At 67.7% G+C, this 16,350-nt stretch carries 14 protein-coding genes; 7 read left to right on the top strand and 7 right to left on the bottom strand.

Annotation, left to right across the window (positions count from 1 at the left end; translation table 11 throughout):
- The first annotated feature begins 11 nt into the window (after positions 1–11).
- From JE033_RS05620 to JE033_RS05595, 6 genes are all read left to right on the top strand, one after another.
- The gene (locus tag JE033_RS05620) at positions 12–656 is read left to right on the top strand and encodes an SIS domain-containing protein (protein WP_090146830.1); all 645 of its coding nucleotides are present in this window, start codon (positions 12–14) and stop codon (positions 654–656) included.
- Complete coding sequence (xylB, locus tag JE033_RS05615) at positions 653–2,110, top strand: xylulokinase (RefSeq protein ID WP_200330002.1); 1,458 nt, start codon at positions 653–655, stop codon at positions 2,108–2,110. The genes JE033_RS05620 and xylB overlap by 4 nt, the downstream gene beginning before the upstream one ends.
- Complete coding sequence (locus JE033_RS05610) at positions 2,107–2,850, top strand: hypothetical protein (RefSeq protein WP_200330000.1); 744 nt, start codon at positions 2,107–2,109, stop codon at positions 2,848–2,850. Before xylB ends, JE033_RS05610 begins: the two co-directional genes overlap by 4 nt.
- On the top strand, positions 2,847–3,884 hold the full coding sequence (locus tag JE033_RS05605) for an NAD(P)-dependent alcohol dehydrogenase (RefSeq protein WP_200329998.1): 1,038 nt from the start codon (positions 2,847–2,849) through the stop codon (positions 3,882–3,884). The genes JE033_RS05610 and JE033_RS05605 overlap by 4 nt, the downstream gene beginning before the upstream one ends.
- 70 nt (positions 3,885–3,954) lie before the next feature.
- Positions 3,955–4,713 carry an SDR family NAD(P)-dependent oxidoreductase gene (locus JE033_RS05600; RefSeq protein ID WP_090146838.1) on the top strand — a complete coding sequence of 253 codons (759 nt, stop codon included), beginning with the start codon at positions 3,955–3,957 and terminating at the stop codon, positions 4,711–4,713.
- Positions 4,713–5,744, top strand: coding sequence for a zinc-binding dehydrogenase (locus JE033_RS05595; RefSeq protein WP_200329995.1), 1,032 nt, complete (start codon positions 4,713–4,715; stop codon positions 5,742–5,744). Before JE033_RS05600 ends, JE033_RS05595 begins: the two co-directional genes overlap by 1 nt.
- Before the next feature lie 85 nt (positions 5,745–5,829).
- On the opposite strand, the gene JE033_RS05590 is transcribed toward JE033_RS05595, so the two are convergent.
- The 7 genes from JE033_RS05590 to JE033_RS05560 all read right to left on the bottom strand — a co-directional run bounded on the left by JE033_RS05590 (position 5,830) and on the right by JE033_RS05560 (position 15,023).
- Entirely contained in the window at positions 5,830–7,077 is a 1,248-nt protein-coding gene (locus JE033_RS05590) for an AGE family epimerase/isomerase (RefSeq protein ID WP_200329993.1), read from the bottom strand.
- An 89-nt stretch (positions 7,078–7,166) separates the two neighbouring features.
- Positions 7,167–8,297 carry a sugar-binding protein gene (locus JE033_RS05585; RefSeq protein WP_200329991.1) on the bottom strand — a complete coding sequence of 377 codons (1,131 nt, stop codon included), beginning with the start codon at positions 8,295–8,297 and terminating at the stop codon, positions 7,167–7,169.
- A gap of 36 nt (positions 8,298–8,333) precedes the next feature.
- Complete coding sequence (mmsB, locus tag JE033_RS05580) at positions 8,334–9,752, bottom strand: multiple monosaccharide ABC transporter permease (RefSeq protein ID WP_090146846.1); 1,419 nt, start codon at positions 9,750–9,752, stop codon at positions 8,334–8,336.
- Positions 9,749–11,338 (bottom strand): multiple monosaccharide ABC transporter ATP-binding protein, encoded by a 1,590-nt coding sequence (gene mmsA / locus JE033_RS05575; RefSeq protein ID WP_200331056.1) that lies wholly within the window; start codon positions 11,336–11,338, stop codon positions 9,749–9,751. Before mmsA ends, mmsB begins: the two co-directional genes overlap by 4 nt.
- 79 nt (positions 11,339–11,417) lie before the next feature.
- Positions 11,418–12,446, bottom strand: a complete 1,029-nt coding sequence (locus JE033_RS05570) for a LacI family DNA-binding transcriptional regulator (RefSeq protein ID WP_200329989.1) — start codon at positions 12,444–12,446, stop codon at positions 11,418–11,420.
- A gap of 62 nt (positions 12,447–12,508) precedes the next feature.
- Entirely contained in the window at positions 12,509–14,209 is a 1,701-nt protein-coding gene (locus tag JE033_RS05565) for a DNA repair helicase XPB (RefSeq protein ID WP_200329987.1), read from the bottom strand.
- Between the two features lie 64 nt (positions 14,210–14,273).
- Entirely contained in the window at positions 14,274–15,023 is a 750-nt protein-coding gene (locus tag JE033_RS05560; protein ID WP_090146854.1) for a GntR family transcriptional regulator, read from the bottom strand.
- A gap of 215 nt (positions 15,024–15,238) precedes the next feature.
- Here JE033_RS05560 and JE033_RS05555 point away from each other — a divergent pair, with 215 nt between their 5' ends.
- Positions 15,239–16,327, top strand: a complete 1,089-nt coding sequence (locus JE033_RS05555) for a substrate-binding domain-containing protein (protein ID WP_200329985.1) — start codon at positions 15,239–15,241, stop codon at positions 16,325–16,327.
- Positions 16,328–16,350: the final 23 nt, after the last annotated feature.

Genomic DNA, 16,350 nt, shown 5'->3' with positions numbered 1-16,350 from the left:
AGGTCAATCATATGAGCGCAACCGCCGCCGACCTCGTGCATCACGCACGAGAGTCGATTCTTCGCGAGTCTCAAGCACTGGCGAATCTCGCCGAGCAGATCGACGACAGCTTCGCCGACGTGGTCTCGGCCGTGCAGCGCTGCACCGGCAAAGTCGTGACCACGGGCGCCGGCACGTCGGGCATCATGGCCGAGCGCCTCGCTCACCTGCTGTCGGTCTCCGGGACGCCGGCGTTCTACCTCCCCTCGCAAGACGCACTCCACGGAGGCATGGGAGCCGTGACCTCGGACGACCTCGTGATCGCCTTCTCGAAGGGCGGGCAGTCAGTCGAACTCACCCAGCTCGTCGAGCGCCTCGTCGAGCGCGGAACCGACGTCGTCGCGGTGACCGAGCGACCCGACTCGCCCTTCGCCGCGGCCGCGACGCGCGTCGTCCACCTCACCACAGATCCGGTCGACGCCGACGCAGGCGGCCTGATCGCACTCGGCAGCACACTCGTGGCCGGAGCGTGGGGAGACGCCCTCACCGTCACGCTCATGGGCCTGCGCGGCTTCAGCTGGGAAGAGGTCGTGCAGATCCACCCGGCCGGGATCGTCGGCCAGCAGCGCGACCTGCCGGATACGATCGAGGCGCCGACGCGGGGAGGCGCCGCATGATCGCCGTCGTCTGCGGCGTCGATACGTCGACGCAGTCGTGCAAGGTGGAGTTCTTCGCGCTCGACGACGGGCGCCGGATCGCGGGAGCCACTGCCGCGCATCCGCCGGTCGCGCCGCCGCGCAGCGAGCAGAATCCCCATGCCTGGTGGAATGCGTTCGTCGGCGCATTCCGCGCTGCGCTCGCGCAAGCGGGCGACGTGAGCGTTCGCGCGATCTCCGTCGCGGGGCAGTGCCACGGCATGGTGCCGCTCGACGCGCACGGCGAGGTGATTCGCGACGCGAAGCTCTGGAACGACACGACGACCGACGGCGAGCTGCGCCGGCTCACCGAGCGCATCGGTGCGGATCGCCTGATCGCGTCCACCGGATCGCTCCCGACCGCCGCATTCACGCTGAGCAAGATCGCGTGGTTCGCCGATCACGAGCCGGAGAACTTCTCGAGACTCGCGACCATCCTGCTGCCGCACGACTATCTCACGTACCGGCTCACCGGGGCGTTCGCGACCGACCGCTCCGAAGCATCGGGCACCGGGTACTTCGACCCGTCGGCGAACCGCTATCTGCTCGATCACCTCGCGCTCATCGACGAGTCGCGCGACTGGGCGGCGATGCTGCCCGAGGTGCTCCCGCCCGACGGCGTGGCCGGCACCACGACCTCGGCGGCCATGACCGAGCTCGGCATCGCAGAGCCGGCACTCGTCTCCGCCGGCGGCGGCGACCAGCACGCCTCGGCCCTGGGCCTCGGGATCGCGGAGGGAGACGCCGTCTTCGCGTTCGGCACCTCCGGGGTGGTGTTCTCGACCACACCAGAGCCCGTGCGCGATGCGCGAGGATTCGTGAACGGCGTCGCGAACCTCACGGGCGGCTTCCTGCCGCTCGTCTGCACGCTCAACGGAGCGAAGGTGATCGACACGTTCGCGAGACTCATGGGAGCGAACCACGACGAACTCTCCGCCCTCGCATTGCAGGCGGGGAGCGATGGGCCGGTGCTCGCGGCGTTCCTCGATGGGGAGCGCACGCCCAACCGGCCGCTGGCCTCCGGCCTGCTCGCCGACCTCACCACCGAGACGAGCCGTGAGCAACTGGCACGTGCGGCGTACGAAGGCGTGGTGTTCGGTCTCGTCGCCGGGCTATCCCACTTCGAGCGCTGCGAGGTGCGCACCGACGGCGAAGTGATCGCCATCGGCGGCGCCGCCCGTTCCGCCGCGACACGGCAGATCCTCGCCGATGCGCTCGGCAAACCGGTGCATCTCGTCGACGCACCGGAGGCGGTCGCGCGCGGAGCGGCCGTGCAGGCCGCCGCGGTGCTGAGCGAGACGCCCATCATGGAGCTCGCGGAGCACTGGAAGCCGGCCCGGCGGGTCGCGGCCGAGCCCGCCAGAGTCTCGACCGAGCGCTTCGCGCGGTACGCCGAGGTCGCAGCGATCGACACGCTCGACCGGAGCCGCGGATGAGCGCGGTGCAGTTCGCGGAGCCCTCGTCCGCTGCCGCCCCGCCCCATGCTGCATGGATCACCGATGTGCCGGAAGGATCGGTGTACGGCAGCCTGTACGCCGCGCCTGCGCCGGATCGGGAAGCCGTCGCCGACCGATTCGCGGCGATCGGCCTGCCGATTCATCTCGATGTGATTCTCGATCGCGAAGACACCGGGGAGCTGGTGCATCGAGGGATCGTCGCAGCCGAACTGCGAGACCTCGGCGCGCGGCATCCTGATTCGCTGCTCGAGGTCCACCTGATCGTGCTCGCGGGAGCGCGAGGCCGCGCCGTCGACGGGTACGACCCCGAGCTGCGCGACGAGATCGCCGCCGTACTCGAGGCCGCCGCCTCGGTCGGTGCGCAGCGCGCCGCAGTGCCCGCCGGCGTGGCAGCGGACGCCTCCCTGACCGAGGCGTTCCGCGCCGCCGGCGGAGAGGTCTGGACGGTGCTCGAACCGGGGGACGACCCGGCGAGTCTCGACGCCGGCACTGCCGGCGCCCTGATCATGCTCATCGAGCCCGGCACGCGGGAGCCCGCGCGCCCCGAACTGCTCGAACGCATTCCGCAGCTCGCTCCGGCGGTGCAGGTGAGTGTCGACGGAGGCGTCGATGCCGTCATCGCGCTCCGCGCGATCGAGCTCGGAGCCCATCACGTCATCGTCGGCCGCGCCCTGCTCGGCCGCGCACACACCCAAGCAGTACGAGGAGAACAGTCATGACTCACCCTGAGATCCCGGAGCGGATGCGCGCCAGCGTGCTCCTCGGCACGCGAGAGCTCACGATCGAAGAGCGCCCGGTGCCGGTGCCCGCCGCCGACGAGGTACTCGTTCGCGTCGGCGCCGTCGGCGTGTGCGGTTCAGATGTGCACTACTTCCGCGAGGGGCGGATCGGAGACTTTGTCGTCGAGGCTCCGCTCGTGCTCGGGCACGAGGTCGGCGGCGTCGTCGTCGCCGTCGGCGAGAACGTCGATCCGGCCCGCGTCGGCCACCGGGTCGCGATCGAGCCGCAGCGGCCATGCGGGCGCTGCCGCGAATGCCGCATCGGCGCCTACAACCTCTGCCCCGACATGGAGTTCTACGCGACGCCCCCGATCGACGGCGCCTTCGCGGAGTTCGTGACCATCCAGTCGGCCTTCGCGCACGACGTGCCCGACAACGTGACCGACGAGGCGGCCGCCCTGCTCGAGCCGCTGTCGGTCGCGATCACCTCGGTGCGCAAAGCCGGCATCGTCCCCGGCTCGACCGTGCTCATCGCCGGAGCCGGCCCCATCGGCATCATCACCGCTCAGACGGCACGCGCATTCGGCGCCGGCGAAGTGATCGTCTCCGATCTCGTCGAGGCGCGCCGCGACCGCGCACTGCAGTACGGTGCGACCCGCGTCATCGACCCGCGCACGCAGAACCCCGCGGATCTCGATGTGCCGATCGACGCCTTCATCGATGCGAGCGGCGCGGCACCCGCCGTGCAGTCCGGCATCCGCGCCGTGCGTCCTGCCGGGACCGCCGTGCTCGTCGGCCTCGGCAACCCGGAGATGACGCTGCCCGTCGAAGACATCCAGAACCGCGAGATCACCGTCACCGGGATCTTCCGCTACACCGAGACCTGGCCGGTCGCGATCCAGCTCGTCTCGAACGGCCAGGTCGATCTCGACTCGCTCGTCACCGGGCAATTCGGTCTCGACGAGGTCGAGCAGGCACTCGAGAGCGACACCGACCCGGACAGCCTGAAATCGGTCGTCTACCCGGGTCGCTGATCAGCCACCACCTCTCGCGACGATCCGTCGCTTCCTCGCACGACGTACCAACATGAAAAGGACACGAAACATGACTTCGTTCAGCCTCGAGGGCAAAACGGCCCTCGTCACCGGCGGTAACCAGGGTCTCGGCAAGGCATTCGCCTTCGGGCTCGCCGAGGCCGGCGCACGCGTCGCGATCGTCGGCCGCAGCGCCGAGCGAAACGCGCAGGTCGTCGCCGAAGCCGCGGATCGCGGGATCGAGTTCGTCGCCATCACCGCGGACATCACCGACGACGCGCAGATCACCCGTATGGTCGAAGAGGCCAAGTCGGGTCTCGGCCGCATCGACATCCTCGTCAACAACGCTGGCACCTGCTTCCACGGCGAATCGTGGAGCGTCACCGACGAGCAATGGGACGCGGTGTGGGACCTCAACGTGCGCGCCCTCTGGAAAGCGAGCGTCGCGGTCGGCGAGCACATGCGCGAGATCGGTGGCGGATCGCAGGTGAACATCGGCTCGATGTCGGGATTGATCGTCAACCGTCCGCAGTGGCAGCCGGCGTACAACGCCTCGAAGGCTGCAGTGCACCACCTCACCAAGTCGCTCGCCGTCGAGTGGGCTCCCCTGAACATCCGAGTGAACGCGGTTGCGCCCGGCTACGTCAAGACGGAGATGGCTCCCGTCGACAACCCCGAGTTCCAGCGCTACTGGATCGAGGATGCCCCGCAGCAGCGCTTCGCCCTGCCCGAGGAGATCGCGCCGAGCGTGGTCTTCCTCGCGAGCGACGCCGCCTCGTTCATCACCGGCTCGGTCCTCGTGGCCGACGGCGGATACACGGCAGTCTGATGAGCGACGTGCAGGACGCCGTCCGTCGCATCGTCGTCAATGCGGCCGATGACATCCGTGTCGAGCAGATTCCGGCGCCCGCCTCGGGTGCCGGCGAGGTGCTCGTGCGCTCGACCATCGTCGGCATCTGCGGGTCGGACGTGCACGCGGCGCACGGCCGACACCCGTTCATGTCCCTGCCGTTCTGGCCGGGGCACGAGGTGATCGGCGTCGTCGAGGCCGCTGGACCCGAGGCGCCGGCGGATCTCGTGAACCGCCGCGTCGTCATCGAGCCGAACCTCGCCTGCGGGGAGTGCACGCCGTGCCAGCGGGGTCGGTACAACATCTGCGCGACGCTCGACGTCTTCGGCTGCCAGACCCCTGGCGGCATGACGGATCGCTTCACCATCGCCGCAGATCGCGTCATCGCGCTGCCCGACGACCTGAGCGACCGAGAGGCTGCGCTCATCGAGCCGCTCGCGACTCCCGTGCACGCGGTGCGCCGCGCAGGGGATCTCACGGGCGCTCGCGTCGTGGTGCTCGGGGCCGGCCCCATCGGCTTGTTCGTGACGATCGCCGCGCTGCACGCGGGAGCTGAACGCGTCGTCGTCGCCGATCTGCTCGAGTCGAAGCGCGCCCGCGCGGAGCGTCTCGGCGCTTCCGGCAGCTTCGATTCGAGCGCCCCCGATGCCGCCGAAGCCGCGATTCGCGAGCTCGGCGGCAAGGCGGACGTCGTGTTCGACTGCGTCTCGCGGGAGGCCACCGTGCGCCTCGCGATCGAGATGCTCGAGAAGGGCGGCACCATCATGACCGTCGGCGTGCCCTCCGGGCCCACCACGATCGACCTCGAGCTGATCCAGGATCGCGAGATCGCACTGCTCGGGAACCTGATGTACGTGCGGGAGGACGTGGAGGCCGCCATCGCGCTGCTGCGCGAGCGTCGCCTGCCCCTCGACGAGCTCATCACGGGAGTCTTCCCGCTCGACCAGGCGCAGCAGGCGTTCGACGCGTCGAACGATCCCGAGCAGGTGAAGGTGCTGGTGGAGGTGTAGTACGTCGCTCCTCCCTGTGGGTCGGGGTCGGTATGCGGGGTCGTACCTGGATGCCGACCCCGATCCGCGTTGGAGGGCTGGCGGCTCAGCTCGCGTCGCGGGCGCCGGATCGCAGACCGTGCGTCAGGCTGTGCGTCACCGGCAGTCGCGCGAAGAGCGTTGCCTGGAGCGCATGGTAGAGGTCGGGCTTGCCGCTCCACGTGCCGTCCGCTGGCGCCCCATCGGCGTCGAGCTCGTGGATCCAGCTGCCGTCGGCCTCGATGTGGTGGGCCGCCGCGTACTCCCAGAACCGGGCGTACCACTTCGCGTAGGACGCGTCGCCGGTGGCGCGGAAGAGCGCCGCCGACGTGCCGATGGCCTCGGCGATCACCCAGTGGAAGCGGTGGTCGTTCAACACGTTGCCCGCCCAGTCGGTGCTGAACGCGAACCCCCCGCGATCCTCGTCCCAGGCATCGGCGACCGCGCGGCCGAACAGGCTGCGCGATGCATCGATCAACCAGGTGTCGGGCGAACCGGTGGCTTCGCGCTGCGCGGCCTCGAGCGCGATGAGCAGGCGCGCCCACTCGAGCCAGTGGCCGACGGTCGCGCCGTACGGCCTGAAGTGGCTGTCGGGGGAGTCGGCGCCGTACTCGGGATCGGGCGTCCAATCCTCCAGGTAGTGCTCCGGCAGACGCCACTCGTTGCTCGCGGTCACGTCGCCGATGAGGCGTCGCGCGATGGCCGTCGATCGTTCGACATGGCGGGGATCGCCGTCAGCCTCGTACGCGAGCAGGCCAGCTTCGACGAGGTGCATGTTGGGATTGGCGCCGCGGTAGGGGTCGAGCACGGTGAACTCGCGGTTCCACGTGTCCGCGTACATGCGCGCCTCCGGCTCCCACCAGCGCTCGAGTGCTCTGAGCGCGTCGGCGTAGAGATCGTCGGCCTCGAAACCCGCGAGTTTCGCCGAAGCTGCGGCCAGCAGGACGAATGCGTGCCCGTAGCTCTCCTTCGCGTCGGAATTCGTCGCAGGATCGGCCGCGCCGACGGTGACGAACCAGCCGCCGTGCTCGGCGTCGCGCAGCGCGCCGGAGCGGAGAAAGGCGAGCCCGTGCTCGACGCGCTCGGCCTGACCGGGGAACCCGAGCAAGTGCCCGAGTACCGCGCAGTAGGTGTAGCGGCCGGCGATCCAGAGCTGGGCGCCCTGGGACGCGACGGGAGCGCCGGAATCGTCGAGCCAGGAGAAGCCGCCATCCGGGTCGAGCGCGGGCTCTGCGAATGCGAGCAGCCGATCGGTCTGGGCGTCCAGCCACGCCTGGTGGGCGTCGGTGTCGATGGAGAAGCGAGTGTCGGTCATGCGCTGCCTTTCGAAACGGCACTGCGCCGGGGTGCGGAGGAAGATCCTGCCGCATCCCGGCGCAGCTCAGTGCGGGGATATCGCGAGTGCTACTTGTACTCTTCGACGATCTCGAGCAGGTTCGGCACGTTCTGGTACGAATCCGCTGCATTCTCCTGCGTGACGATCACGGGATCGAGCAGGTAGGCGGGCACGACCTTCGAGCCGTTGTCGTACTGGTCGGTGTCGTTCACATCGACCTCTTCGCCCTGCTGCAGCTGACCGATCATCTTGATGGTCTGCTCGACGAGCAGCGCCGTGTCCTTATTGATGGTCGAGTACTGCTTGCCCTCCATGATCGAGCGAACCGACTCGACCTCCGAGTCCTGGCCGGTCACGACGGGCAGTGGCTTGCCCGCCTGCTCGACCGAGGTCAGCACGGCGCGCGCGAGCGTGTCGTTCGGGGAGAGGACGCCGTCGAGGTCGGTGTCGCTGTAGGCGGAGGTCAGGATCGTGTCCATGCGGCTCTGAGCGTTCTCGGCCTTCCACCCGGCGGTCGCGGTCTGCTGGATGTCGGTCTGGCCCGATCCCACGACGAGGGTGCCGTCGTCGATCTTCGGCTGCAGCACGTCCATGGCGCCGTTGAAGAAGACCGCGGAGTTCGCGTCGTCGGTCGATCCGGAGAACAGCTCGACGTTGTACGGAGCATCGTGGTCGGTGCGCTCCTCGAGCCCGTCGAGCAGCGCCTGGCCCTGCAACTGGCCGACCTTGAAGTTGTCGAACGCGACGTAGTAGTCGAGTGCCTCGGTGTTCTCGATGAGGCGGTCGTACGCGATGACCGTTGCGCCTGCGTCCTTCGCGGCCTGCACCTGGGTGGCGAGCTGCTTGCCGTCCTTCGCGCCGATGACGATGACCTTCGCACCGCCCGTGACCATTGCCTGGATCTGGTTCTGCTGCTCGGCGACGGTGTTCGAGGCGGGCGCGTACTGCACGTCGGCCTTGTACCCGGCGTCTTCGAGACCGTCCGTGAAGAGCTTGCCGGCGAGCACCCAGTTCTCGCTGGTCTTGTCGGGAAGCGCGACGCCGATGGTGGCGCCCTCTTCGAACCCGGTTGACGTGGCGCCGGCGTCGGAGCCGCCCGAGCCACCCGCGTCGCCGCCGCGCTCCGAGGAGCATCCGGTGAGCGCCAGGGCGGCCGCGGCCAGCAGAGCGCCCGTGGAGAGGAGGATTCTCTTATTCATGGATTCCATTCACTTTCTGTGATCGTCGAACTCTCGTCAGCGAGAGCCGGGTTCCTTCGTCGCGCTGTCGTCGGCGGCGGGAGGGGTTGGGGAGGAGGAGCTGCGCGGGCCCGGTGCGGGCGGGGCGGCCGGGGGAGCCTCCATGGCGCGGGCGCCGATGGGGGTGGTGTCGATACCTGCGAACTCACCGGGCGGATTGCGCCGTTTTGTGAGGAACCCGAGTACCGATGGGCGGCCCTGCTGCTTGTTGTACGCGTCGATGCCGACGGCGACGAGCAGCACTGCACCCTTCACCATCTGCACGGTGTCGGCGCCGAAGCTGAGCAGTTGCATGCCGTTGTTGAGGAATGCCATCACGAGGCCGCCGATGATCGACCCGATCACGGTGCCGATGCCACCGGAGACCGCCGCCCCGCCGATGAAGACCGCGGCGATCGCGTCGAGCTCCCAACCGTTCCCGTCCTGCGGGCCGGAGGCCTGCGAGCGGGCGACGAAGATCATGCCGGCGACCGCGGCGAGCACCGACATGTTCATCATCACGAAGAAATCGACGCGACGATCCTTCACGCCCGAGAGCTTCGCGGCCTGGCGGTTGCCGCCGACCGCGTAGATGTGGCGGCCGAACACCGTGTGGTTCGTCACGAACGAGTAGAGGATGACGAGCGCCAGCAGGATGATGCCGGAGACCGGGAAGCTCGTGCCGGGCCGACCGCTGCCGAACAGCAGTGCGGCCCCGAGAATCACCGCGCAGAGCAGCACGACCTTCACGACGCTCACCCAAAGCGGTGCGCGCTCAGATCCCATCTTCTTCTGCTGGCGGCGCGTGCGCCACTCGAAGAACACGAGCCATGCGGCGGCCAGCACGCCGAGGATGAGCGTCGGCACGTTGTAGGGGATCGGGATCCCCGCGATCTCGGGCAGGTACCCAGCGCCGATGGTCACGAACTCCTTGGGAACGGGAACCGAGATGGAGTCGCCGATCCATTGGTTCGCGCCGCGGAAGAAGAGCATGCCCGCGAGCGTCACGATGAATGCGGGAACCCCGACGTAGGCGACCCAGAGACCCTGCCATGCACCGACGAGGGCGCCGAGGCCGATGCCGAGAATGATGGCCGCCCACCACGGGAAATTCCATTCCGCCATCGATTTCGCGACGACGATGCCGACGAAGGCCGCGACCGAGCCGACCGACAGATCGATGTGACCCATGATGATCACCATCACCATGCCGATCGCGAGGATCAGGATGTAGGAGTACTGCTGCATCACGTTGATCACGTTGCCGGGCGACAACGTCAACCCATCGGAGAAGATCTGGAAGATGAGGATGATGGCGATCAGGCTGCCGAGGATGCCGAACTGGCGGAGCGTCGATTGCCCGCCGCCGAACATTCCGCGGATGTCTGAGAACCGGAAGCCGTGCTTCTCCGTGGTCTTCGTGTCGGTCGAGGTCATGCGTGCGCCTTCTCGTTCAGCGACGTCATGCTGCGCATGAGCGTCTCGGGTGTGGCCTGGTCGGCCGGGATGCAGTCGGTGATGCGGCCTTCGAACACGGTGTAGATGCGGTCGCAGATGCCGAGCAGCTCGGGGAGCTCGCTCGAGATCACGATCACTCCCTTGCCGGCGTTCGCCAGCTCGTTGATGATCGAGTAGATCTCGTACTTCGCGCCGACATCGATACCGCGCGTCGGCTCGTCGAGGATGAGCAGATCGGGGTCGGTGAACATCCACTTGGCCAGCACCACCTTCTGCTGGTTGCCGCCCGAGAGGCTCGAGACCCCGTTGTTGACGTCGGGCGTCTTGATGCGCAGCGACTTGCGGTACTGCTCCGCGACGGTGCGCTCCTCCCGAGCGTCGACCATGCCGCGATGCGTGATCTTCGAGAGCTTGGCCGAGACCACCGACCGCTTGATCGAGTCGAGGAGGTTGAGGCCGAGCGACTTGCGATCCTCGCTCACGTAGGCGATGCCGTGGCGGATCGCGGCCGGCACATCGGGGACGTCGATCTGGGCGCCGTCTTTCGTGATCGTCCCCGAGAGGAACCTGCCGTAGGAGCGGCCGAAGATGCTCATGGCGAGCTCCGTGCGCCCCGCGCCCATGAGGCCGGCGATGCCGACGACCTCTCCGCGGCGCACGTTGAGGCTCGACCCCTTCACGACGTATCGCTCCGGCACCGTCGGGTGCTGCACGACCCAGTCGCGCACCTCGAAGAAGACGTCACCGGGGTTCGGCGTGCGGTCGGGGTAGCGGTGCTCGAGGGAGCGGCCGACCATGCCGTGGATGATGCGATCCTCATTGATCGTGCCGTGCTGCACGTCGAGCGTCTCGACGACCCGGCCGTCACGGATGATCGTGATGTCATCGGCGATCTGCTCGATCTCATTGAGCTTGTGGCTGATGATGATCGACGCGATGCCGCGATCCCTGAGGCCTCGGATGAGCCCGAGCAGGTGCTCGGAATCGGTGTCGTTGAGGGCTGCGGTCGGCTCGTCGAGAATTAGCAGTCGCACGTTCTTGTTCAGCGCCTTGGCGATCTCGATGAGCTGCTGCTTGCCGACGCCGAGGGCCTTGATGGGCGTATCGGGATCCTCTCGCAGTCCGACGCGTTCGAGCAGCTCGACCGTGCGCGTGCGAGCGGAGCGCCAGTCGATGCCGACCCCGCGGCGAAGTTCGTTGCCGAGGAAGATGTTCTCCGTGATGGAGAGCTCGGGGATCAGGGCGAGCTCCTGATGGATGATGACGATGCCGGCTTCTTCGCTCGCGCGGATGTCGCGGAAGCGCATCTCCCGCCCCTCGACGATGATGTCGCCGGTGTAGGTGCCATGCGGGTAGACGCCGGAGAGCACCTTCATGAGCGTCGACTTGCCGGCGCCGTTCTCGCCGCAGATCGCGTGAATGGTGGCCGGCCGCACCGTGAGCGACACGTCGGAGAGCGCCTTCACGCCCGGAAAGACCTTCGTGATGTCGTGCATCTGCAGCACGGGAGCCGGCTCTGCCTGCGTCGTCGCTGGTTCCACTTGATTGACCTCGCTGTCATCCATCTCGCCACTCGTGTGACCGTTCACATCGTGGAACATGTTACGCCGCGTGTCAAGCCGTTGTCGGCTGATTACAGAATCGTTACCGTCGCATTGCGGGGGAGGTTGTGGATTCCCGCACGATCAATTCAGGGCTCAGCAGTTCGAACTCCGGATCGGGCTGCTGCTCGATGGATGCGAGCAGGTGCATCACGGCCCGGCGGCCGAGTTCCGCGAAGTCCACGCGCACCGTGGAGAGCGTCGGCCAGGTGTGCGCGGCGACGGGGATGTCGTCGAACCCGATCACGCAGACGTCGTCAGGCACGCGCACCCCGGCATCGCGGAATCCGTGCATCAGACCGATCGCCATCAGGTCGTTGGCGGCGAAGATCGCGGTGAAGTCGCGCCTCCCCGACAGTTCGCGACCCGCGAAGTACCCGAAGTCGGCGGTCCAGTCGCCCCGGATCGGCGGCAGCGTCGACAGATCGGCCTCGAACATCGCATCCAAGTACCCGTGCATGCGCGATTCTGCTTCGATCCAGTCCTGCGGGCCGGCGATGTGCAGGATGTCCTGATGCCCGAGCGCGACCAGATGCTGCACCGCCATGCTCGCCCCCAGCCGCTGGTCCGATGCGATGCTCTCGGCCGTGCCGCCCGCTCCCGTGTGCAACGAAGCGACCGGAACCCGCACTCCGAGCCCGCCGATGACGTTGAACACGCGCACCTGGGGGGCGAGTACGATGATGCCGGCCACTTGTTCGTGATCGAACTGGCGCACCGCCTCGCCGATCGCCTCCGGCGAGGCGTCCGGAAGGTTGAGCGTGCTGATCGAGAAGCCGCGCTCCCGAGCGACGCGCTCGATCGCGACGATCGCCGACGTGGTGCCGTACTCGCCGATCGTCGCGGAGAGGATGCCGAGGACATTGGGACGCGACGAGGCGAGCGCCCTCGCGGCCTGGTTCGGGCGGTAGTCGAGGGTCTGGATCGCCGAGAGCACCCGCTGACGCGTGTCGTCCCGGATGCTCGGGTGATCGTTGAGCACCCGAGAGACGGTCTGATAGGAGACGGCGGCGAGGCGCGCGACGTCGCGGATGCTTGCCGGTTTGGCCCTCGCCTCTCCGTCTCCGGACATCAGGGCCTCCGCGGTGAAACTCGAATGTGTACGTTCACATTAGTGTACGCGCGGGCTCGCCCTCACAGCTGATCTGCGTCGAGAATCGTGTACGCGTACCCCTGCTCAGCCAGGAACCGCTGGCGGTTCTGCGCGAAATCCTGATCGACGGTGTCACGGGTGATCAGCGTGTAGAACGACGCCGTGGCCCCGTTCGCCTTGGGGCGCAGCAGACGCCCCAAGCGCTGCGCCTCCTCCTGGCGGGAACCGAACGATCCCGAGATCTGAATCGCGACCGAGGCATCGGGGAGATCCACCGAGAAGTTCGCGACCTTCGACACGACGAGGATCTTCTCCTCCCCGTCGCGGAAGGCCTGGAACAGGCGTGCTCGCTCATCGACGGGAGTCTGCCCGGTGATCAGGGGTGCGCCGAGCGCCTCCGACATCGACTCGAGCTGATCGATGTACTGCCCGATCACGAGCACGCTCTCGCCGGGATGACGGTCGATGATGCGGCGCGCAACGGGCTGCTTGATGAGCGCGCTAGACGCGATGCGGTAGCGATCCTGATCCTCGGCCACCGCGTAGTCCATGCGCTCCGCCTCGCCGAAGTCGACGCGCACCTCGAAGCACTCCGCAGGCGCGATGAACCCCTGCGCCTCGATGTCCTTCCAGGCGGCGTCATACCGCTTGGGGCCGATCAGGCTGAACACATCGCCCTCGCGGCCGTCCTCGCGCACGAGCGTCGCAGTGAGCCCGAGACGGCGGCGCGCTTGCAGATCCGCGGTGAGCTTGAAGACCGGCGCGGGCAGCAGATGCACCTCGTCGTAGACGATGACGCCCCAGTCCTCCGCGTCGAGCAGGGACAGATGCGCGTACTCGCCTTTCCTGCGGCTCGTGAGGATCTGGTACGTCGCGATGGTGACGGGCTTCACCTCTTTCACCTGCCCCGAGTACTCGCCGATCTCATCCTCGGTGAGCGTGGTGCGACGCAGCAGCTCGTCCCGCCACTGCCGCGCCGATACCGCATTCGTGACCAGGATCAGCGTCTTCGCGCCGACCGCCGCCATCGACGCCGCGCCGACGATCGTCTTGCCCGCCCCGCAGGGCAGCACCACGACGCCCGAACCCCCGCGCTGGAAGGCCTCGACCGCCTTCGCCTGGTAGTCGCGCAACTGCCAGCCGTCCTCTGCCAGCGAGATGTTGTAGGGCTCACCGGGGCGGTAGCCGGCGAGATCCTCCGCCGGCCATCCTCGGGCGACCAGCTGCTGCTTCAGCTCTCCGCGCGCCCACGCCTCCACCGGGAACGTGTGCTCGTCGATGCGGTTGCCGAGGAGCGGGGCGATCTTCTTGGCGCTCGCGACCTCGCGGAGCACCATCGGATCCTCCGAACGGAGCACGAGTTGCGCGGGTGCCGCCTCCTCGACGGCAGCCGCTGCCGCATCGCCCGCGGGAGTCTCCGCGGCGTCGCCCGCGACCTTCGCGCGCTCGATCGTGAGTCGCCCATAGCGGCGCATCGTGTCGGCGATCTCGTTGGCGACACCGCTCGGCACCGGGAACTTGGCGTACTGGTTCAGCGTCTCGAGGATCTCGTCGGACGAGTGCCCGGCTGCCCGCGCATTCCACAGCCCGAGCCGGGTGACCCGGTAGGTGTGGATGTGCTCCGGGGCGCGCTCCAGCTCGGCGAAGACCGCGAGCGCGTGCCGCGCGTCTTCGGCATCGGGATGGGCGACTTCGAGGAGTACGGTGTGGTCGCTCTGCACGATGAGGGGGCCGAGAGTCATAACCAGCAAGTCTACCGCGCATCGCTGGGCCGCCGGGGCCGCGGGCGCTGGTCGGGCGGTCGCGCTAGCGGATACCCACGTAGAAGCGGGTCTCGTCACTGCGGTGCAGTGCGCGGTAATGCTCGAAAGGCTCGCCTTCCGCGTCCCAGGCGATCGATTCGATCGACAGCACGGGTTCGCCCGGCGGCAACTGGAGGAGTTCCGCATCGGTGTCATTCGGGACGACGGCGGCGATCCATCGATCAGCGCCGTTCGGGTGTACGCCGAAGTGACGTCGAAGATGGTCGTAGAGTGATTGGTTCTCCAAGTTGGCGCGGGCGAGATTGGGGAAGCGATCCAGGGGCAGCGTGGTGTCGACGAGCAGCCACGGCGTCGTGTCGACCAATCGGATGCGACGCAGTCGGAGCACCCGGTCGCCTTCGGAGATGCGCAGAGCATCGGCCTCGGCGGCGCTCGCCGCAGCGGTTCGGGAATCGATGACTTTGGTGGTGATGAGGCGGCCGGTCGCCTCCAGGTCGGCGGAGGAGCCGGTCATCGAACCGATGAACTTCAGGTCGGGGCGGCGCGGGGCGACGAAGGATCCCCGGGCGCGCACCTTGTAGATGAGCCCTGCGCGCACGAGGTCGGCGAGCGCCTCTCGCACGACCGTGCGCGAGACCAGGTAGCGATCGATGAGCTCGTTCTCAGAGGGAAGCGCCTGATCGGGCAGGAGACGCCCCGACTCGATCTCGTCGCGGAGTCTGCGCGAGAGCTGTTGCCAGAGCGGCGCGTCGGCGGAGCGATCGAGCGCCGTGAAGCGTGGCCGCTGCTGCATGGGACTCCTCTGGATGGTCGGGTTCTTCGAGCGTACCGTCTGGTCTGATCTCGGCGGAGTTGACAGCTTCCGGGCGCCTCCGTAATCTAATCACTACCAACTTGTCATTACGAGTTGGTTACGACCACATTGCGGATGGCGCGAGCCATCCGAGGTGCCGGGAGTCGCGGTAGAACCGACGCGATCGCAACGAAGCGAAACAGGAGACACAGACAATGAAGTTCACAACCAGACGCCGGCACGTCGGTGTATTCACCGCACTCGTCGCCACCGCACTCGCGCTCTCAGGGTGCGCGGGCCCAGGAGCCGCGGAAGATCAGAACGGTGATGGCGCCGAACCTGAAGGACTCAGCGTCGCACTGTCGAACGGGTTCGTCAACGGATGGCGCCTCACGCTCATCGACAAATTCGAATCCGAAGCAGAGAAGCTCAAGACCACCGGTGTGGTGTCGGAGTACTCGGTGGTCAACGCACCCGGCGAGAACAGCGCCACCGAGCAGGCGTCGCAGATTCGCAGCCTCATGCTGCAGAACCCCGACGTGCTCATGGTGATCCCCGCATCGTCGACCGCCTTGGTCCCGGTCATCGAGGAGGCGTGCTCGGCGGGGATCAACGTCGTCATCCTCGACGCCGACATGGACACGAGCTGCGGTGTCGTCGTGCGCAACGACTACGGACAGTGGGGCGAGGACTCGTTGATGCCGGCGCTCGAAGCGATCGACGGAGCAGGCGACATCATCGTCAACCGAGGCGTGATCGGATCGCAGCCAGAAGAGCAGTTCCACGAGCGGCAGATGGAGATCCTCGCGGAGTACCCCGACGTCGAGGTCGCCGCAGAGGTCAACGGATTCTGCGATTCGGCGACCGCGCAGAAGGAGATCGTGGGGATCCTGGGGTCGATGCCGGATATCGCTGCAGTGCCGGGATGCATCGGCGGAATGGGTGTCGTGCAGGCCTTCGAATCAGCCGGACGCGAGGCGCCCGTCGTGGTCTTCGACACCGATGGCAAATCGCTGTCGTTCTGGAAGGAACGGGGCATCGACAACGGATCCTTCGCCGCCCTCACGGATCCCGGTCAGGTCGTCGCCGCGATGTACGTCGCGCTCGCAAAGGAGCGCGGTGAGGAAGTCCCTGAAGACGTCGTGCTGCCGTTGGTGCAGGTGACGCAGGACAACCTCGACTACTGGGTCGACGCCCTCTCCGCCGATGAATACGCGGCGAATGCCTGGGACGAGGAGTCGACCGGTGCGGCGATCACGGCACTGCTGGCCGGAGAACCTGCGGAAGCTCCGGCCCTGCCATGAGCGCCGAAGATCGAGCTGGACGG

The sequence above is a fragment of the Leucobacter sp. L43 genome (assembly GCF_016597785.1).
Taxonomy (GTDB): Bacteria; Actinomycetota; Actinomycetes; order Actinomycetales; family Microbacteriaceae; genus Leucobacter; species Leucobacter alluvii.
Note: the sequence above shows the minus strand (reverse complement) of the source record. Positions and strands in the feature narration are given on the sequence as shown.